At 68.1% G+C, this 18,286-nt stretch carries 13 protein-coding genes and 2 pseudogenes; 9 read left to right on the top strand and 6 right to left on the bottom strand.

All coding sequences use genetic code 11. The features are described 5' to 3' along the window. Positions 1–53 precede the first annotated feature (53 nt). The 3 genes from E4A48_RS03905 (at position 54) to E4A48_RS03895 (ending at position 4,049) form a co-directional block, all read left to right on the top strand. Complete coding sequence (locus tag E4A48_RS03905) at positions 54–1,313, top strand: alkaline phosphatase family protein (protein WP_142741919.1); 1,260 nt, start codon at positions 54–56, stop codon at positions 1,311–1,313. A 222-nt stretch (positions 1,314–1,535) separates the two neighbouring features. Further along, positions 1,536–2,936, top strand: coding sequence for a chloride channel protein (locus E4A48_RS03900; RefSeq protein WP_039005388.1), 1,401 nt, complete (start codon positions 1,536–1,538; stop codon positions 2,934–2,936). 72 nt (positions 2,937–3,008) lie between these two features. Beyond that, a complete protein-coding gene (locus E4A48_RS03895) occupies positions 3,009–4,049 on the top strand; it encodes a zinc-dependent alcohol dehydrogenase family protein (RefSeq protein ID WP_068829966.1) in 1,041 nt (346 codons plus the stop codon). A gap of 113 nt (positions 4,050–4,162) precedes the next feature. Here the strand turns inward: E4A48_RS03895 and E4A48_RS03890 are convergent, their stop codons facing one another. Further along, positions 4,163–4,348 carry a 30S ribosomal protein THX gene (locus tag E4A48_RS03890; protein WP_039008804.1) on the bottom strand — a complete coding sequence of 62 codons (186 nt, stop codon included), beginning with the start codon at positions 4,346–4,348 and terminating at the stop codon, positions 4,163–4,165. A 110-nt stretch (positions 4,349–4,458) separates the two neighbouring features. Continuing rightward, the gene (locus E4A48_RS03885) at positions 4,459–4,872 is read right to left on the bottom strand and encodes a MerC domain-containing protein (RefSeq protein ID WP_039008806.1); all 414 of its coding nucleotides are present in this window, start codon (positions 4,870–4,872) and stop codon (positions 4,459–4,461) included. Positions 4,873–5,038: 166 nt separating this feature from the next. On the opposite strand from E4A48_RS03885, the gene E4A48_RS03880 reads away from it, so the two are divergent. Next, entirely contained in the window at positions 5,039–7,111 is a 2,073-nt protein-coding gene (locus E4A48_RS03880; protein ID WP_039008808.1) for a TonB-dependent receptor, read from the top strand. Positions 7,112–7,566: 455 nt separating this feature from the next. Then, positions 7,567–9,975 carry a TonB-dependent receptor gene (locus E4A48_RS03875; RefSeq protein WP_058196158.1) on the top strand — a complete coding sequence of 803 codons (2,409 nt, stop codon included), beginning with the start codon at positions 7,567–7,569 and terminating at the stop codon, positions 9,973–9,975. Between the two features lie 122 nt (positions 9,976–10,097). Here E4A48_RS03875 and E4A48_RS03870 read toward each other — a convergent pair whose 3' ends face one another. Continuing rightward, complete coding sequence (locus tag E4A48_RS03870; RefSeq protein ID WP_039008810.1) at positions 10,098–10,568, bottom strand: (R)-mandelonitrile lyase; 471 nt, start codon at positions 10,566–10,568, stop codon at positions 10,098–10,100. A 436-nt stretch (positions 10,569–11,004) separates the two neighbouring features. Here E4A48_RS03870 and E4A48_RS03865 point away from each other — a divergent pair, with 436 nt between their 5' ends. Further along, entirely contained in the window at positions 11,005–12,789 is a 1,785-nt protein-coding gene (locus E4A48_RS03865; RefSeq protein ID WP_039005391.1) for a S8 family serine peptidase, read from the top strand. 1 nt (position 12,790) lies between these two features. After that, a complete protein-coding gene (locus tag E4A48_RS03860; protein WP_039005392.1) occupies positions 12,791–13,384 on the top strand; it encodes a hypothetical protein in 594 nt (197 codons plus the stop codon). Between the two features lie 406 nt (positions 13,385–13,790). Here E4A48_RS03860 and E4A48_RS03855 read toward each other — a convergent pair. Continuing rightward, positions 13,791–14,203, bottom strand: a pseudogene (locus tag E4A48_RS03855) (cupin domain-containing protein). A gap of 155 nt (positions 14,204–14,358) precedes the next feature. Between E4A48_RS03855 and E4A48_RS03850 the strand changes: the two are divergent. Beyond that, positions 14,359–14,578: pseudogene (locus tag E4A48_RS03850) on the top strand (LysR family transcriptional regulator); the annotation flags it as partial. 241 nt (positions 14,579–14,819) lie between these two features. Continuing rightward, positions 14,820–16,121 carry a sugar MFS transporter gene (locus E4A48_RS03845; RefSeq protein WP_039005394.1) on the top strand — a complete coding sequence of 434 codons (1,302 nt, stop codon included), beginning with the start codon at positions 14,820–14,822 and terminating at the stop codon, positions 16,119–16,121. 129 nt (positions 16,122–16,250) lie between these two features. On the opposite strand, the gene E4A48_RS03840 is transcribed toward E4A48_RS03845, so the two are convergent. Further along, positions 16,251–16,739 carry a transcriptional repressor gene (locus E4A48_RS03840; RefSeq protein WP_039005395.1) on the bottom strand — a complete coding sequence of 163 codons (489 nt, stop codon included), beginning with the start codon at positions 16,737–16,739 and terminating at the stop codon, positions 16,251–16,253. A gap of 16 nt (positions 16,740–16,755) precedes the next feature. Continuing rightward, positions 16,756–18,162 carry a glutamate--tRNA ligase gene (gene gltX, locus E4A48_RS03835; protein WP_039005396.1) on the bottom strand — a complete coding sequence of 469 codons (1,407 nt, stop codon included), beginning with the start codon at positions 18,160–18,162 and terminating at the stop codon, positions 16,756–16,758. Between the last annotated feature and the right edge of the window lie 124 nt (positions 18,163–18,286).

The following is an 18,286-nucleotide window of genomic DNA, read 5'->3' as shown; positions in this document are numbered from 1 at the left end:
GCGCGCCACACCATGTCTTCGTCAGGTCACCAGGCGCGCCTTATCATGCGCCGATGACGTCCATCGCCCTACGACTGGCAGGCGCCTGCGCGGCGCTGCTGCTCGGCGCCTGCGCCTCCACGCCCTCTTCTTCCAGCACCGCGCCGCAGGCCGCGTCCAGCGCGGCGCAGCGGCCGTTGCTGCTGCTGATCTCCATCGACGGCCTGCGCGCGGACATGCTCGATCGCGGCATCGCGCCGAACCTGAGCCGGCTGGTCCGCGAAGGCGTGCGCGCGCAATGGATGTCGCCGTCGTATCCGTCGCTGACCTTTCTGAACCACTACACCCTCGTCACCGGGCTGCGTCCGGATCACCATGGCATCGTCCACAACAGCATGACCGATCCGGCGCTGGGCACGTTCCGGCTCAGCGACCGCGACGCGGTCGGCAACGGCCGCTGGTGGGGCGGCGAACCGATCTGGGTCGGCGCCGAGAAGGCCGGCCTGCACGCAGCCACCTGGGCTTGGCCGGGTAGCGAGGCGGCGATCCAGGGCGTGCGCCCGAGCCGCCACCAGGCCTTCGACGAACACATCGCGCCGAACGCGCGGGTCGACCAGGCGCTGGGCTGGCTAGACGACCGCGACGCGCCGCATCCGCAGCTGCTGACCCTGTATTTCGAGCAGGTCGACGAGGCCGGCCACGACTTCGGCCCGCAATCGGCGCAGTACGCGCGCGCGGTCGAACAGGTCGATGCGGCGATCGGCCATCTGCTCGACGGGCTGGCCCGGCGCGGGCAACTGGATCGCACCAATCTGATCGTGGTCTCCGACCACGGCATGGCCACGGTGCCGGCGCAGCAGGTGCTCATCGTCGAGGACATGGTGTCGATGCAGGAGGCCGAGGTGGTCAGCTACGGCCAGTCGGTCGGCATCGCGCCACGGCCCGGCCAGGAGGCCAGGGTCGAAGCCAAACTGCTCGGTGCGCATCCGCAGTACGACTGCTGGCGCAAGGCCGCGCTGCCGGCACGCTGGCACTACGGCAGCAATCCGCGCATCCCGCCGATCGTGTGCCAGATGCACGAAGGCTGGGATGCGCTGCCAGCCGAGCGTGCCGCGGAGAAACCGGCTACCGGCCTGCGCGGCTCGCATGGCTACGATCCGGCGCTGCCGTCGATGCGTGCGGTGTTCATCGCGCGCGGCCCGGCGTTCCGCCAGGGCGCCACGCTGGCGCCGTTCGACAATGTCGATGTGTATCCGCTGCTGGCACGGCTGCTCGGCATTCCCGCCGCGCCCAACGACGGCGATCCGCAGGCGCTGCTGCCGGCGCTGCGCTGAGCGCCGCGGCGCTGCGCCACGCCGTATCGGCAAGGCGTGTCGTGACCCATGGCGCTCAAGCCATGCGGAGTCGCTCGCACATGCAGACTTGCACATCGCGTGCGCACGCGTTCGGCAGGAGCGCATGCAGCGGCCGCGAGGCTGCATGCAACACCTCGCCGGGCATGAATGCATCGACCCGGCGTCGGTCCAACAGCACGGCGACCGTGCGACAATCGGCGGATGCAGTCGCCCGATCCCGTGCCACCGCCGCGCATGCGCCATCGCTTGCGCCCTTTGCTCTCGCACGAGAGCTGGAAACAGCGCGCGGTGCTGTGGGGCGGCGCGGTCGCGGTGGCGCTGGTCGCGATCGTGTTCGCCAAAGCCAGCGACGCGGCCTTCCACCTGTTCCAGCGCATCATCGCGCACTCGCCATGGTGGGCATTGCTGCTCACGCCGAGCGTGTTCGCGCTGCTCGCCTGGCTGACCAATGGGGTATTGCGGCCCACCCGCGGCAGCGGCATCCCGCAGGTGATTGCCGCGCTGGAGCAGCCCGACGACGCCTTTCGCCAGACCAACCTGTCGCTGCGCGTGTCCGCCGGCAAGCTGCTGCTGACCACGCTGGCCTTGCTCGGCGGCGCCTCGGTCGGGCGCGAAGGGCCGACCGTGCATGTCGGCGCCAGCCTGATGTATGTGCTCGGGCGCTGGTTCGGCTTCCGCGATCCGCGCCAGGCCTCGCATTTCCTGCTCGCCGGCGGCGCAGCCGGCATCGCCGCCGCGTTCAATACGCCACTGGCCGGGGTGGTGTTCGCGATCGAGGAATTGAGCGGGCGTTTCGAACACCGCTTCTCCGGCACGCTGCTGACCGCGGTGATCGTCGGCGGCGTGATCTCGCTGGGCCTGCTCGGCAACTACACCTACTTCGGCAAGGTGTCGGCGGCGCTGCCGCTGGGCCGGGCGTGGCTGGCGATCGTGCTGTGCGGGGTGGTCGCCGGCCTGCTCGGCGGCGCATTCAGCCGCATGGTGCTGGCCACCGTGGCCGGCAAGCCGCGCTGGCTGGGCGCGCTGCGCAGCCGCCATCCGGTGTTGCTGGCCGCGCTGTGCGGCCTGGTCCTGGTCGCGCTGGGGCTGGTGTTCGGCGCCGGCGCGTTCGGCACCGGCTACGAGCAGGCGCGCAGCCTGGTGCAGGGCCATGCCAGCGTCGGCCACGAATTCGGGCTGATGAAGCTGCTGGCGAACCTGGTGTCGTACGTGGCCGGCATCCCCGGCGGACTGTTCTCGCCGGCGCTGGCGGTCGGTGCCGGGGTCGGCCACAACCTGGCGGTGCTGATGCCGGACGTGGATCCGCGCACCTTCGTGCTGCTCGGCATGTGCGCCTATCTGACCGGCGTCACCCAGGCGCCGCTGACCTCGGCGGTGATCTCGCTGGAACTGACCGACAGCAGCGACATGCTGCTGCCGATCCTGGCCACGGTGCTGATCGCGCGCGGCGCCTCGGCGCTGGTCTGCCGCACACCGATCTATCGCGGCCTGGCCGAGCAGTTGCTGGTGGCGCCGCCGCCCGTTCCCGAGGAAGCGCCGACGCCTCTGGTCGTGGAGTTGGCAGGCGACAGCGGCGAAGACGAGGCGCCTCCACGAACGTAGGCCGTACAGCCGCCCGCGAGCGGGGTAGCGTCGACAGATGCGCATCATCGTCCGGTGTTCATGAGGTTATGTATGCGAGCAATGCATTTCGAGCATTTTGGAAAGTCTCCTGAGATTGTGCATGTGCCCGACCCGACGCCGACCGAGGACGGCGTCGTGATCAAGGTGGCGGCGAGCGGCGTATGCCGGAGCGATTGGCACGGATGGATGGGGCATGATCCGGACATCGCATTGCCGCACGTGCCAGGGCACGAATTCGCCGGCGAGGTGGTCGCCGCGGGAAAGCGCATTTCGCGCTTGCAGATCGGCACCCGGGTCACCGTGCCGTTTGTGTCGGGGTGCGGGCGCTGCGCCGAGTGCCATGGCGGCAATCAGCAGGTCTGCCCGAACCAGTTCCAGCCGGGCTTCACCCATTGGGGCTCGTTCGCCGAGTATGTCGCGATCGACTTTGCCGAGACGAATCTGGTCAGACTGCCGGAAAGCGTCGACGATGCGACGGCGGCAAGCCTGGGGTGCCGGTTCGCCACGTCCTTTCGGGCCATCGTCGACCAGGCCAGAACCGGCCCCGGCGAATGGGTTGTGGTGCATGGCTGCGGCGGCGTCGGACTTTCAGCGGTGATGATCGCAGCCGCTCTGGGTGCGCAGGTGGTCGCCGTGGACATCTTCGACGACAAACTGGCGTTCGCCGTTGAATGCGGCGCGCTCGCAACGGTCAATGCGTCGAAAGAGGCCGACACTGTCGAGGCGATTCGAGAGATCACCAAGGGCGGCGCGCACGTTTCCATCGATGCGCTCGGCAGTCCTGCGACCTGTTTCAACTCCATCAAGAACTTGCGGCGGCGCGGTCGTCATGTCCAAATTGGGTTGATGGTGGGCGAACACGCCACGCCCAGCATCCCGATGGCGCAGGTGATCGGCCACGAACTGGAGATCTACGGCAGCCATGGGATGCAGGCTTGGCGGTACGATGCCATGCTGTCGATGATGGAAGCCGGGAAGATCGCACCGCAAAAGCTTATCGGCAAAAGGGTGAGGCTCGATGAGGCCATTGCGGTCCTGACCTCCATGGACGCGACGCGCGACATCGGCATCAGCGTCATCGATCGCTTCTAGAGCGCGTCACGGCCGGCGTCGATGCTCGCCGATGGCGCGGACCTGCCGTCCTGCGGGCTGCAAAAAAAAACGCGGCGCAAGCGCCGCGTCGTCTGCAACGAAGCGGACTGGCTTCAGCCGGCCTTGGCGACCGTCTTCTTGGCAACGGCCTTCTTCACCGCCGGGGCCTTGACCACTGACTTCTTGGCGACCGGCGAAGCGGCGTCCACGGCTACCTTGCTCTCGCTATGCAAACGCGAATTACCATAGCTGGCGTTGTAGCGCTTGCCCTTGGCGGTCTTGCGGTCACCCTTACCCATGCTCATCGACTCCTGAATGTGTGTACGAAATCCCCGCGCGATGCACGGGTTTGGCGAGGCCAACGCAGATCAGCGCCCTCGCGCAAGGGCGGCAAGCCTACCACGTGCGCTCAGTGGGCGCAGCTGGCGTCGTGCACGTGACCGTGGTTCAGCCGCAGGTTGAGCAGGTGCGCCAGCCCGACCAGGGTGCCGCCGAAGGTCATGATTGCCGCGTGCACCGCCACCGCGTGGTGCAGTGCCGGCACCAGCATGCCGGCCCACAACGACAGCAAGCCCAGCAGCAGCAGCCCCAGCGCCTGCCAGGCGCGGTGCCGGCGGTAGCCCAGCACCAGGCTGAACAGCCCCAGGCAGGTCACGAACAGCACCAGCGTGCGTTCCATGCCATCGCCCAGCCACACCGACAGGCCTAACGACGGCAGCACCGCCAGCGCCAGCGGCAACAGCGCGCAATGCACCGCGCACAGCAGCGAACCGGTGGCACCGAGACGGTCGAGCAATCCGCGCAGATCGGAGGTGGGGGGCATGACGTCCAGCACGGTGGCGATTGGATTGTAGAATAATATAACATTACTTGGCCGGCGACCTGGGGGTCGCCGCGCCCCAATGCCATGCTTGCCGCCGCCTGAGCGCGGCGAATGCGAGCGTACGCGCTCGCTTGGCGACGCCTTTTTCCTCCTATCCGGTATGCCGATGACCTCCTCCCGATCCCGTTCGCTCCGCCGCACCGCCCTGTCCCTGGCCGTGGCCATCCTGCTCAGTCCCGCCGTGGCGCTGGCCGCCGCTGCGCCCGCCGACAACGCCGGCAGCGACGCCACGCCGCCGGCCAGCGACAACCGCCATGCCGACGGCCGCAAGCAGGACCGCCACGTGAGGGACATGGACGCGGTGGTGGTCACCGCCAGTCCGCTGCGCGACGCCGCCGGCGACCTGAGCCAGCCGGTGGACGTGCTGGCCGGCGAGCGCCTGGACGAGAACCGCGGCGCCAGCGTCGGCGAGACCGTGGCCAGCCTGCCCGGCGTGCAGAGTTCCAACTTCGGCCCCGGCGTGGGCCGGCCGATCATCCGCGGTCTGGACGGCCCGCGCGTGGCGGTGCTCAGCGACGGCCTATCCACCCAGGACGTGTCGACCGTCAGCCAGGACCACTCGCCGGCCGTGGAATCGTTCCTGGCCGACCAGATCGAAGTGCTGAAGGGGCCTTCCACCCTGCTATACGGTTCCGGCGCGATCGGCGGCGTGGTCAACGTGGTCGACGGGCGTATCGCCGAGACCCCGGTGGACGGCGTGCACGGCCGTGCCGAAATGCGCTTCGACGGCGGCGACAAGGACGGCAACACCGACATGTTCCGGGTCGATGCCGGCAATGGTAGCGGCCTGTCGATCCACGCCGACGGCGTGTACCGCAACCAGAAGGACTACGACACCCCACAGGGCCGCCAGGCCAATTCCTTCCTGGACACCAAGACCGGCTCGATCGGCGCCTCGCTGGCCGGCGACTGGGGCTTCGTCGGCGTGTCGGCCTCGCGCTTCCGCGACAACTACGGCAACCCGGGCGAGCCCGGCGACCTGGCCGCCGGCGAGCGCGGCGTGTCGCTGCGCATGCACCAGGACCGCTACGAGCTCAAGGGCGGGCTGACCGATCCGTGGGGCGACGGCAGCGCGCTGCGCTACAGCTTCGGCCACACCGCCTACACCCACACCGAGTTCGAAGGCGAGGAAGTGGGCACGGTATTCGACAAGCGCGCCAACGAAGGACGCGTCGAAGCTTCATTCAGCGTCGGCGGCGGCTGGCAGACCGCGTTCGGCGTGCAGGGCAGCGACTCCACCTTCCAGGCGATCGGCGAAGAGGCGTTCGTGCCGAAGACCGACACCCGCGCCATCGGCGTGTTCGCCGTGGCCCGCAACACCTGGGAACGTGTCACCGCCGAGGTCGGCGCGCGCGTGGACAAGGTCAAGGACGAGACCGACACCGGCGTGAACCGCGACTTCACCCCGAAGAGCTTCTCGCTCAGCGGCGGCTTCCGCTTCAACGAGCAGTGGCGCCTGACCGCCAACCTCGACCATGCCGAGCGCGCGCCGGCCGAGGAGGAACTGTTCGCTGATGGCCCGCATATCGCCACCCTCGCCTATGAGATCGGCGACGCCAACCTCAAGCCGGAGAAGGCCAACCAGGCCGAGTTGGGACTGAATTTCAGGAACTCCTGGGTGGATGCAAAGGTGGCGGCGTACTACAACCGCTACGACGACTTCATCTACATCGTCGATACCGGCGCGCAGTGGTTCCACGAGGAGGACAACGACTTCCTGCCGATCCGCCAGTGGACCCAGGCCGACGCGATCTTCCATGGTTTCGAGGGCGAGGCCACCTTCCACCTGGCCGACAACGACAGCGGCGCCTGGGACCTGCGCGTGTTCGGCGACACCGTGCGCGCGCGGCTGAAGGACGGCGGCAACCTGCCGCGCATCGCCCCGGCACGCTACGGCGCGCAGCTGCGCTGGGACACCAGCAACTGGCGCGCCTCGCTCGGCGCCACCCGCTACCAAAAGCAGGACAAGGTGGCGGTCAACGAGACCCCGACCTCCGGCTACACGCTGGTCGATGCACACCTGGCCTACCACGTCGATACCGGCGCCACCGCCTGGGAAGTGTTCCTGGACGGCAACAACCTGACCGACCAGGTCGCGCGCGTGCACACCTCGTTCCTGAAGGACGACGTGATGCTGCCCGGCCGCAACGCCTCGTTCGGCGTGCGCCTGTTCTTCTGACGCGGCTCCCCTCCCGCGCGTCAGTGGAGGCCGCCTTCGGGTGGCCTCTTTTTTTGCGCCGCCGGCAGATGCGACCGCGAAGGTACCTTCGCAGCGAACGCATGCAGCCACTGCGCGATGCAGCCGATCGGCTGAGCCATACGACAGCCGTAAGGCCGGCAGGCCCGAGGCCAGCTGGCGTCGCTCCCACGACGCGGCGTCGCGCTGCGCACGGCACGCCGCACGACACGCCGCACGACACGCAGCGCTGGCGAGCAGCCTGCGCAACCGGTCACGCAAACGGCGCCTCTACCGCGCTGCACAACGGCCTGCCCGCGCAACGGCGTTACAAGGGAGCCGCGCGATGTCCTCTGCCTCGCGCTGTGCCGACCGATCCTGCAGCGACGTGCATTGCACGCGCGGGCCACCATGCGCACCGGCACACCGTTTTCGGATGAAGAAAGGAGAGATTCTTCATGAAAGCCGCCCTGCCCCTCCGCCTGCTGCCGCTGTCTATCGCCGCCGTCCTGCTTGCGCCGACCGCGTTGGCGCAGACCGCCACCACTCCCGACAACGCCGTCCAATCCGCCGCACCCGCAACGCAATCCGACGCCACCACCCTGGATACCGTGGTGGTCAGCGGCACCGCGCGCTTCAAGGGCCTGCGCAAGCGCGACGCCAGCTTCTCGATCACTACCGCCACGCCCGAGCAGATCCAGCAGGCGGTACCGCAGAGCAGCGCCGACCTGCTGAAGATCGTACCCGGCGTGTGGGCCGAGCCCAGCGGCGGCGGCACCGGCGCCAACATCTTCGTGCGCGGCATGCCATCGGAAGGCGATGCGCCGTTCGTCACCTTCCAGCTCGACGGCGCGCCGCTGTTCCCGCCGCCGACGCTGTCGTTCCTGGAAAACTCCACGCTGTTCCGCACCGACGACACCATCGAGCGCCTGGAAGTGCTGCGCGGCGGCTCCAGCCCGATCTTCTCCAACGGCCAGGCCGGCATCACCGCCAACTTCATCCAGAAGCAGGGCCAGGACGCACCGGCGGGCAGCGTGCGCCTGACCGGCGGCAGCGACACTCTGCGTCGCATCGACCTGTTCAACAGCGGGCCGATGGGCAACGGCTGGTACTACAGCATCGGCGGTTTCTTCCGCGAGACCGACGGCGTGCGCGACCCGCAGTTCTCCGCCGACAAGGGCGGCCAGTTCAGCGCCACCCTGAGCAAGCGCTGGGACAGCGGCGACCTGTCGTTCTACGCGCGCCACACCGACGATAACAACGCCTTCTACACCGCGATACCGCTGCTGTCGCGCAACAACGGCAGCGACCTGTCCAGCTTCCCCGGCCTGAACGCGCAGACCGGCACCCTGCTCAGTAACGACTTCCGCAACGTCAGCCTGCCGGTCGGCCCGAACGGCGAGACCGTGCAGCGCGACCTGGCCGACGGCCGAGGGGTCAACATCGACGTGTTCGGCGGCGAACTGAACTGGCAGCTCGGCGACTGGACCCTCGCCGACCGCTTCAACGTGATGGGCGGCACCGCGCCGACCTACGCGCTGTTCACCGGCGATGCGCCGCAACGCCTGGGCGATGTCATCGCCGGCTACGGCAGCACCGGCAGCGCCAGCTACAGCAACGGCGGCGGCGCGGTCGATCCCAACCAGCAGGTGCTGAAAGCCGGCTGGTGGTCGGTGGACAAGCCACTGAATTCCTTCACCAACGACCTGCGCCTGAGCCGCGCACTGTTCGCCGGCAATACGCTCACGGTGGGCAGCTACTACGCCAAGTATTCCTCCAGCGACACCTGGTATCTGGGCAACAGCATGCTGCTGACCGCGCACAACCACGCGCGGCGCATCGACGTGCGCCTGGACGACGGCCGCCAGCCGACCCGCGACGGCTTCACCAGCACCGCCTTCCTCGCCCTGCGCGCGCACTACGACGGCGAGAACAGCGCGGTGTTCGTCGCCGACGAATGGGAACTGGACGACCGCCTGCGCCTGGACCTGGGCGCGCGCTACGAGCGCCAGCGCGTCACCGGCAGCGTGCACGACACCGCCACCGTGGACCTGGATGGCGATCCGGCCACGCTGTACGACAACGCCACCTCGATCGCGCTGCCGAGCGCGCGCCGCATCGACCAGGACGACAACGCGCTGTCGTGGACCGCCGGCCTGAACTTCAAGCTCGACGCGCACAACAGCCTGTTCGCGCGGGTCAATTCCGGGGTCAAGTTTCCCGGCTTCGACAACCTGCGCGACGGCCAGACCAAGGTGCAGGACATCGACCAGTACGAACTGGGCTTGAAGTCCGGTGCGGCGGCCTACGATCTTTACCTGACCACGTTCTACAACACCTTCAAGAACTCGCCGTTCCAGGCGTTCCTGGCCGACGGCAGCAACTTCACCACGGCCGGCGATTCGCGCGCCTATGGCCTGGAAGTGGAAGGCGCGATCCGTCCGTTCGGCGGCTTCGAACTGGCCGGCACCGGGGTGTGGCTGGACGCCACGTACCGCAACTACCGCGAGTACACCGGCAACCAGGTGATGCGCCAGCCCAAGCGCCAGTTCCGGCTGACTCCGAGCTACTACTGGATGCTGCCGTTCGGCGACCTGCGCGTGTTCGCCATCTACGCCTACATCGGCGAGCGCTACGCCGACCTGGTCAACAGCCAGCGCCTGCCGCCCTACGACATGCTCGACGTCGGCGCCAGCCTGCATGCCGGCGCGCACTGGGAGGTCACCGCCAGCGGCAGCAACGTGACCGACGCACTGGGCCTGACCGAGGGCAATGTGCGCGTGCCCGGCGCGGCCACCGGCGGCGTGTTCATGGGCCGCCCGATCGCCGGCCGCCAGTACCAGGTGTCGGTGGCGTATCGCTGGTAGCGCCTGCACGTTGCCAGCGCCGACATGTGCGATCGGCCATGGAACGCCGAGGCGTACTTGGCCGCGTAGGCGATGATGCGCACGTGCACAGGGTCATCGGCATGCAGCGCACGGCGCGCCGCTCACTCTCCCCGATACTGGCTCTCCGACACCGGCTCCAGCCAGGTCACCAGCGAACCGTCCACCGCTTCGGTGATGGCGATATGGGTCATCGCCACCTGCGCGCTGGCGCCTTGCCAGTGCTTGACCCCCGGCGGAATCCACACGACGTCGCCGGGGTGGATCTCCTGCACCGGCTTGCCCCATTCCTGCACGCGGCCGACACCGGCGGTGACGATCAGGGTCTGGCTCAGCGGATGGGTATGCCAGACGGTGCGCGCGCCGGGCTCGAAACTGACCGAGGCGCCGCCGACGCGGGCCGGCGCCGCGCCCTGGAACAGCGCATCGATGTGCACCGCGCCGGTGAAATACGCTGCAGCGCCAACCGCCGAGGCGGCCACGCCGGCACGGGTGAGCCTGATCATCTTGGCGTCTTCGTCGGGAACCGTAGCAGCCGGGGTCGATAGCGGCATGGCGTTGGCAAACAGGTTCATCGAGATTTCCTTTGCACGGGGGGCGCAACTGTAATCGCGTCGCGCCAGCGACACTAGCGCACGCCAGGCGCATGCGGCTACAAACGCCACCCAAAAACCTTCGTCTGCGTTGAAGGAAATGATCGCTGCATTTTCGCGGATGAATTCGTAGACGATTTGTATGAAACCGGTCCGCACACCGGTGAAAATCCCACGCATTGGCGCGGCAATCGGCACACGCCCGGCACCGCCGCGACCCAGTTCATGCTTTGCCGCTGCTGCTGCGATTGCAGCGCAGGCGGCTCTGGCTATACGGTGCGGCAGCGATGCAGCCGTGCATGCGGAATGCGCTGCGCCGAAGGCGCTTGGCGCAGCGCACCGGGGCGGCATCCGGACCGGAAAATTCCGCGCGGTGGCAGGTGCGCGATCCGCTTCCACCACCCCTTGGATCCTGCTCATGACGCTTTCCCGCAACACGCACGCCGCAGTGCTGCTCTCGACACTGGCGCTCGGCGTCTGCACCGCTGCAGCCGCGCCGGCGAAACCGGCCGATGCCGGCGACCCGCTGTTCCGTTACCAGTGGTACCTCTCCAACCAGGGCCAGGCCGTCATCGGCGACACGCTGCCGACGCCCGGCGTCGACCTGGACGTGGACATCCTGCATAAGCTAGGCATCCGCGGTGCCGGCGTCGAGGTCGCCGTGGTCGATAGCGGCCTGGAGATCGGCCACGAGGATCTGGCCGCCAACGTGGTGCCCAACGGATCGCACAACTTCTTCGACGGCTCGCACGATCCCAAGCCGATCAATGCCGACGACGACCACGGGACCGCCGTGGCCGGCATCATCGCCGCGGTCGGCTGGAACGGCAAAGGCGGCCGTGGCGTGGCGCCGGAAGCGGCACTGGCAGGCTTCAACCTCATCGATGCCGGTGCGGCAGACCGAGCCAACGACCAGCGCTACACACGTTACGCATGGGGCGATGGCACCGAGGCCAAACGCGCCGACGTGTTCAACAACAGCTGGGGCATGTTGTCGGATTTCTACCCCAACTTTTCCGTCGAAGACCAGTATTCGTGGGAGAAACTGATGCGCAGCATGCGCAACGGCAAAGGCGGCATCTACGTCAAAGCCGCCGGCAACGCGTTCTCCGATTTCCTGGTCCCCGATGCGCAGGGCCAACTGGTGGACCAGTGCCCCGACAACGCGCGGCGCTACAACGTCGGCTGCAGTCTGGCCAATGTGGATCCGATGGACGACCTGATCACCAGCATCGTGGTCAGCGGCGTCAACGCGCGGGGCGTGCGCAGTTCGTATTCCTCGCCCGGTTCGGCGGTATGGGTCGCGGGTTTCGCTGGCGAATACGGCTACCAGAAGCGCTACTATTCGAACCTGGAAAAATCGAAGCCGGCCAATGCCGGCTTCGAGAGCGATCCTTTGTTCGATCCTGCGATCGTGAGCACCGACTTGAGCGGCTGTGCGGCCGGTATGAACCGCGATCGCAACGGCGCGATGTACAACGCGCTGGACACCAGCAAATCGCCGATCGACGCCTCTTGCAACTACACCGCACTCATGGGCGGCACCTCCTCTGCCACACCCACCGTCTCCGGCGTGGCGGCGCTGATGCTAAGCGTCAACCCGCAGCTGACATGGCGCGATGTGAAGTACATCCTGGCCACGACGGCGCAGCAGATCGATCCCGGACAGCCCAAGGCGGTCTACAACGGTAGCGTGATCGACCCGGGCTGGATCACCAATGCCGCCGGCCATGCCTTCAGCAACTGGTACGGCTTCGGCCTGGTGGACGCCGCCGCCGCGGTCCATGCCTCGGCGCATTTCGTCTCGCTGCCGCCAATGCAGGACACCGGCTACGCGGTCTACCATGGGCCGGAAAGCAAGATCGGGGGCGTCGCCGCGCCGGCCACGCTCAGCATCGACATCAAACGGACATTCAAGGTCGAAGCCGTGCAGCTGTACTTCGGCGGCACGCACAAGGATCCAAGCGCGCTGCGCGTGGTCCTGATTTCCCCGCACGGCACCCGCAGCTATGTGATGACGCCGTTCTCCAAACTCAACAAGGCGGTGTACGCCGAAGGCGGCGTCTCCGTCGAGCTTACCGCCAGCAACGCATTCCTGGACGAAGACTCGGCCGGGCGATGGACGCTGGAGGTGACCGACATGCTCACCGACACTGGCAAGGAAACGCTGCAGAACTTCGAACTGCGCATGGTGGGACACTGACATGAACACGATCGCTCTCGCACTTCTCGCCCTGCTCGCCATGAGCGCCGCGGCACCGGCATCGGCGCAATACGCCGACGCCAAGGCCCTGCACCAGGCCGCGACCGGCACGCGCTTCCAGGCCGGCCGCGCCAGCTTCCGCTTGCTGCCGGATGCCGTGGTGCGATCGACCTCGGCCATGGCGCAAACCACCTTGCAGGACGCTGAGCCCGCCGCGCGCGATGGCGATGGCGTCGTCGCCGCGCGCATCGGGCCGTATGCCGTGGTACTCAACGGTAGCGGACGCATCGCGAGCGCGACCGACGCACGCACGGCAGGGACCAGCGGCATGCGTGTGGCGATCAACGAACGCAGCGGCCAGCCGGTGCTGCTCACCGGCAGGCTCAAGCTGTTCGGCACCACGCCGGACGTCGCGCAGGCGCTGGCCAGCCGCAGCGCAGGCAGCGTGGTCTACGCCTCCGACATCGACGGCAGCGCCATGCTCGACTATGGCTCAGCCGATGCCGCGCTGCGCGCATGGCAGCAACTGCGGGACGCGCCCGGCACGCGCGAGGTCGCGATGGACATGATCCAGGGCGTCAACCAGACACTGTGACGCGACCCGCGGCGGCGGGCGCCATCCGCGGCACTGGCCGGGCTACTGGAAGCGGAAACCCTGCTGCCGTGCCTGTTCGCAGTGCTGAAGAACCAGTCGCGGGCATACCTGCGCAAGGCCCCACGGCAGGCGCTGCAGAGGGTCTTCGGGGCAGAGCGCCACTGTAGGAGCAACTTCACGCGACAACGGCCGAAGCCGGAACGCACGCCGCTGCGTTCGTCGCGACTGAAGGGCTCCCACAAGGATTCCACCGGCGCCGTGGAGCGGCGAGGCCTCTTGTGGGAGGGACTTCAGTCCCGACTGCATGCCCGTTCGGAACATTCACCACTGCGCTCGTCGCGGTTGAAGACAGTTGCGCTCCCACAGGTCAAGCGCAGCCGCGCCCCATCTGCCGCAACTGCGCCACTCACTCCCAGCGGCACTGGCTCTCCGACACCGGCTTCAGCCAGGTTACCGGCGATCCGTCCACCGCTTCGGCGATGGCGATATGGGTCATCGCCACCTGCGGCTGGCGCCGTGCCAGTGCTCGCCCCCCCCGGCGGAATCCACGCCATGCAGTGACGATCAGGGTCTGCCCCAGCGGATGGGCGTGCCAGACGGTGTGCGCGCCGGGTTCGAAACTGACCGTGGCGCCGCCGACGCGAGCCGGCGCCTCGCCCTGGAACGGCGCGTCGATGCGCACCGTGCCGGTGAAATAGGCCGCCGGGCCGACCGCCGAGGCGGCGCTGCCGGCGCGGGTGAGCTTGATCGGCCTGGCCTGTGCGCCGGGAACCGCGGCGGCCATCATCGACGCGACATGGCGGTGGCGAACAGCGGCATCGGAATCTCCTTGCATGGACGTCGGCAACGACTGTAGGCGCGCTGCACCGGCAGCACTAGCCTGCGCCGCGCGCATGCCGCTACAAAAGCGGCGCATCAATCCTGCGGTGGCGTTGAAGCAGGGCCGCATGATCGCCGCGCATGAACGGCATGGTGTGGCGATGACCGAGGCCGGCGAACGCCTGTTCGACACGCTGGCGCCGCGGCTGCAAGAGATCGACGCAGAGCTGGGAGCGATCGCCGACTTCCGCGACCGCCCCGCCTGCACCATCCGCATCACAACCGTCGGCCACGCCGCCGACGCCTACGTGTGGCCGAAGCTGACGCAGGTGCTGCCGCACTACGGAGCTGACCGTGGACTACGGGGTGGCCGACTCGGCGCCAGCGACGGTTGCCTGTAGGCGAGCGGATACGCGCTCGCACACCGCTGCCAATGCGACCCATCGCTGCAGTGCATCATTGCCATAATCGTATGGCCGCTGCGATTTAAATCATTGGTCGCGCGCCGCCGCTGCCGCCTATCCTCGACCCTGCATCCGCGCCGCCGTGGCGCGCACGGACGTAGCGTTGCATGCGCAACGACACCCCCCGCAACAGCGCAGAGGACACCCCCACGATGGCAGGACCAATAGGGCCGACGGCTCCGCTCTCACCCTCCGCTCCGCTCGCCGGCAACGCGCCCTCCTACCGCGCCGCACTGTCGCTGCTGGCCTCGCTGTTCTTCATGTGGGGCTTCATCACCGTCATCAACAACACCTTGCTGCCGCACCTGCGCAGCGTGTTCGAGCTGAGCTACACCCAGGCCACGCTGATCGAGTCGGTCTGGTTCATTGCCTACTTCTTCGCCTCGCTGCCGTCGGCGAAGCTGATCGAACGCATCGGCTACCAGCGTGCGCTGGTGATCGGCCTGGGCATCATGGCACTGGGCGCGCTGGGCATGATCGCAGCCGCGCGCCTGGTCTCCTACGGCATCACTCTCGGCTCGCTGTTCGTGATCGCCAGCGGCATCACCTTGCTGCAGGTCGCGGCCAATCCCTACGTCGCGGTGATCGGCAGCGCGGACACCGCCTCGGCGCGGCTCAACCTGGTGCAGGCGTTCAACTCGGTCGGTACCACCCTGGCGCCGTTGTTCGGCGGTTACCTGATCCTGGGCCGCTCGGCCTCCGGCACCGCCAAGGGCAACGCGGTACTGACCCAGGCCGAACGCCTGGCCGATGCGCAGTCGGTGCAGCTGCCCTACCTGATCGTGGCCGCGGTGCTGGTGGTGCTGGCTGTGGTCATCGCCCGCTTCAAGCTGCCGGCGCTGGGCCAGGCCACCCGGCGCGCCAGCGGCCAGGAACGTGCCAGCCATTCGCTGTGGCGGCATCGCAACCTGGTGTTGGGCGTCCCGGCCATCTTTATCTACCTGATCGCCGAGATCGGCGTGTCCAACCTGTTCATCAACTTCGTCTCGCAGCCGCAGATCGGCAACCTCACCCATGAGCAGGCCTCGCACTACCTATTCCTGCTGTGGGGCGGGATGATGGTGGGGCGCTTCGCCGGCAGCGCGCTGATGCGCCGCATCGCGCCGGAGACCGTGCTGGCGCTGTTCTCGGTCGGCGCGTTCGTGGTGGTGCTGCTGACCGTGCTCACCACCGGCCACGTCGCCATGTGGTCGCTGATCGCGGTGGGCCTGTTCCACTCGATCATGTTCCCGACCATCTTCACCCTCGGCATCAAGGGCCTGGGCCCGCTCACCGAGGAAGGCTCAGGCCTGCTGATCATGGCCATCGCCGGCGGCGCGCTGGTGGTGGTGCAGGGCTGGCTGGCCGACCATGTCGGCTTGCAGCGCGCCTTCCTGCTCACCGCCGCGTGCGAGCTGTACGTGCTGTTCTATGCGCTATGGGGCGCGAAGACGCCGCCTGCAGTCACCGCCTAGACGCAGGCAGGCCAGACGCAGGCAGGCCAGACGCACGCAGACGATCGTGCGGTATGTGCCATTCGGCGCAGACACGCTTGGCGGTCGGCGTCCCAGCCGGCGCAGGCGGCCTTGCGACAGCCCGGCGCCCTAGCCCGCGCAGCGCGCGCACAACCCGTGCACTTCCAGGGTCTGCGCCTGCGGCTGGAAGCCCAGCGCCTTGGCGCGCTGTTCCAGTTGCGCGACCACGTCGCGGTCCTCCAGTTCGACCGCGCTGTGGCAGCGGTCGCAGATCAGGAACGGCACCGAGTGCTGAGCGCTGCTGGGGTGGTGGCAGGCGACGAAGGCGTTGACCGACTCGAGCTTGTGCACGAAGCCGTTGGCCATCAGGAAATCCAGCGCGCGGTACACCGTGGGCGGCGCGTCGGCGCCCACGCTCTTGCCCTCGCGCACCCATTCCAGCAGGTCGTAGGCCTTCACCGGCCGCCCCGCCTCGGCGATCAGGCGCAGCACGTTGGCGCGAATCGGGGTGAGCCGCAGCCCGCGTTCGCGGCTCACCCGCTCCACCACCTTGACGAAGTCGTCGGCGTCGCGGACGTGGTGGTGCGGCTCGGTGCAGGCGGTCTTCTTGCTGGACATGGGCTTCTCCGGGGAATCAGCTTCCCGCTGGGATCTTGATGAGCGCAGCGTCGATACGTTTCAAGGCCTGCTCGCGCCCGGCCAGGTATACCGTGTGCGAGATGTCCGGGCTGACCTGGGTGCCGGTGATGGCCACGCGCAGCGGCTGCGCCACCTTGCCCATGCCGATCTCCAGCGCGGCGGCGGCGGCGTGCAGCGCAGCCGACACGCCGTCCACGCTCCACTGCCCCAGCGCGGCCAGCAGCTCGCGCGCCTTGCCCAGCGCCAGTTCGGCGCCCGGCTTCAGGTGCTTGGCCACTGCCGCCTCGTCGTAGGTCTCCAGCGGCCGATACCAGACCACCGCCTTCTCGGCCATTTCCTTCAGCGTCTGCACGCGCTCGCGCAGCGCCACCACCACGTCGGCGGCGGCCGGGCCGGCGGCGGGGTCGATGCCGAGCTTGGCCAGCTGGTACTCCAGCTGCGGCGCGATGGTGGACGGGTCGTCGGTCTTCAGGTAGTGCTGGTTGACCCAGCCGAGCTTGGCCATGTCCAGCCGCGCGGCCTTGGAGTTGACGTCCTTGACGTCGAACAGATCGATCAATTCCTGGCGGCCGAACAGTTCCTGGTCGCCGTGCGACCAGCCCAGCCGCGCCAGGTAGTTGATCAGCGCGTGCGGCAGGTAGCCGGCATCCTTGTACTGCATCACGTCGGCCGCGCCGGTGCGCTTGGACAGCTTGGCGCCCTGCTCGTCCAGGATCATCGGCATGTGCGCGAACTTCGGCACCGGCGCGCCCAGCGCCTCGTAGATGTTGATCTGGCGCGGGGTGTTGTTGATGTGGTCGTCGCCGCGGATGACCTCGGTGATGCCCATGTCCCAGTCGTCCACCACCACCGCGAAGTTGTAGGTGGGGTAGCCGTCGGGGCGGAAGATCACCATGTCGTCGAGTTCGCTGTTGGCGATCTCGATGCGGCCCTTGATCAGGTCGTCGAATACCACGCTGCCGCCGACCGGGTTCTTGAAGCGGATCACCCGGTTCGGGTCGTCGCGGTACGCCAGGTTCTGCTCGCGCGCGGCGCCGTTGTAGCGCGGCTTTTCCTGCTTGGCCATGGCCGCCTCGCGCATCGCGTCGAGTTCCTCGCGGGTCTCGTAGGCGTAGTAGGCCTTGCCGGCGGCGAGCAGTTGTTCGGCCACGTCCTGGTAGCGGGCGATGCGCTGGGTCTGGTAGACCGGGCCTTGGTCGTAGTCCAGGCCCAGCCAGTCCATCGCCTCCAAAATGGCGTCGATCGCCGCCTGGGTGCTGCGCTCGCGGTCGGTATCCTCGATGCGCAGCACGAACTCGCCGCCGCGGTGGCGCGCCTCCAGCCAGCAGTACAGCGCAGTGCGCGCGCCGCCGATGTGCAGGTAACCGGTGGGACTGGGGGCGAAACGGGTGCGGCAGGCCATGGAACGCTCGGAGCAAACGGGAATCGGGCGATTTTACCCCGCCGTGCCCGACGGTGCCCGAAGGCAGTGCGATGCCCGGTCCAACATTGCTTGGACGCGTTCCATTGTGGGAGCGACGTCAGTC

The sequence above is a fragment of the Xanthomonas translucens pv. cerealis genome (genome assembly GCF_006838285.1).
In the GTDB taxonomy this organism is placed as follows: Bacteria; Pseudomonadota; Gammaproteobacteria; order Xanthomonadales; family Xanthomonadaceae; genus Xanthomonas_A; species Xanthomonas_A cerealis.
The sequence above is the reverse complement of the archived record's forward strand: the minus strand, read 5'-3'. Positions and strand labels throughout refer to the sequence as shown.

Bases quoted from the DNA above. Each gene is read 5' to 3' on its own strand.
- E4A48_RS03905 (WP_142741919.1), top strand. From the start codon at position 54: ATGACGTCCATCGCCCTACGACTGGCAGGCGCCTGCGCGGCGCTGCTG.
- E4A48_RS03900 (WP_039005388.1), top strand. From the start codon at position 1,536: ATGCAGTCGCCCGATCCCGTGCCACCGCCGCGCATGCGCCATCGCTTG.
- E4A48_RS03895 (WP_068829966.1), top strand. From the start codon at position 3,009: ATGCGAGCAATGCATTTCGAGCATTTTGGAAAGTCTCCTGAGATTGTG.
- E4A48_RS03890 (WP_039008804.1), bottom strand. From the start codon at position 4,348: ATGGGTAAGGGTGACCGCAAGACCGCCAAGGGCAAGCGCTACAACGCC.
- E4A48_RS03885 (WP_039008806.1), bottom strand. From the start codon at position 4,872: ATGCCCCCCACCTCCGATCTGCGCGGATTGCTCGACCGTCTCGGTGCC.
- E4A48_RS03880 (WP_039008808.1), top strand. From the start codon at position 5,039: ATGACCTCCTCCCGATCCCGTTCGCTCCGCCGCACCGCCCTGTCCCTG.
- E4A48_RS03875 (WP_058196158.1), top strand. From the start codon at position 7,567: ATGAAAGCCGCCCTGCCCCTCCGCCTGCTGCCGCTGTCTATCGCCGCC.
- E4A48_RS03870 (WP_039008810.1), bottom strand. From the start codon at position 10,568: ATGAACCTGTTTGCCAACGCCATGCCGCTATCGACCCCGGCTGCTACG.
- E4A48_RS03865 (WP_039005391.1), top strand. From the start codon at position 11,005: ATGACGCTTTCCCGCAACACGCACGCCGCAGTGCTGCTCTCGACACTG.
- E4A48_RS03860 (WP_039005392.1), top strand. From the start codon at position 12,791: ATGAACACGATCGCTCTCGCACTTCTCGCCCTGCTCGCCATGAGCGCC.
- E4A48_RS03845 (WP_039005394.1), top strand. From the start codon at position 14,820: ATGGCAGGACCAATAGGGCCGACGGCTCCGCTCTCACCCTCCGCTCCG.
- E4A48_RS03840 (WP_039005395.1), bottom strand. From the start codon at position 16,739: ATGTCCAGCAAGAAGACCGCCTGCACCGAGCCGCACCACCACGTCCGC.
- gltX (WP_039005396.1), bottom strand. From the start codon at position 18,162: ATGGCCTGCCGCACCCGTTTCGCCCCCAGTCCCACCGGTTACCTGCAC.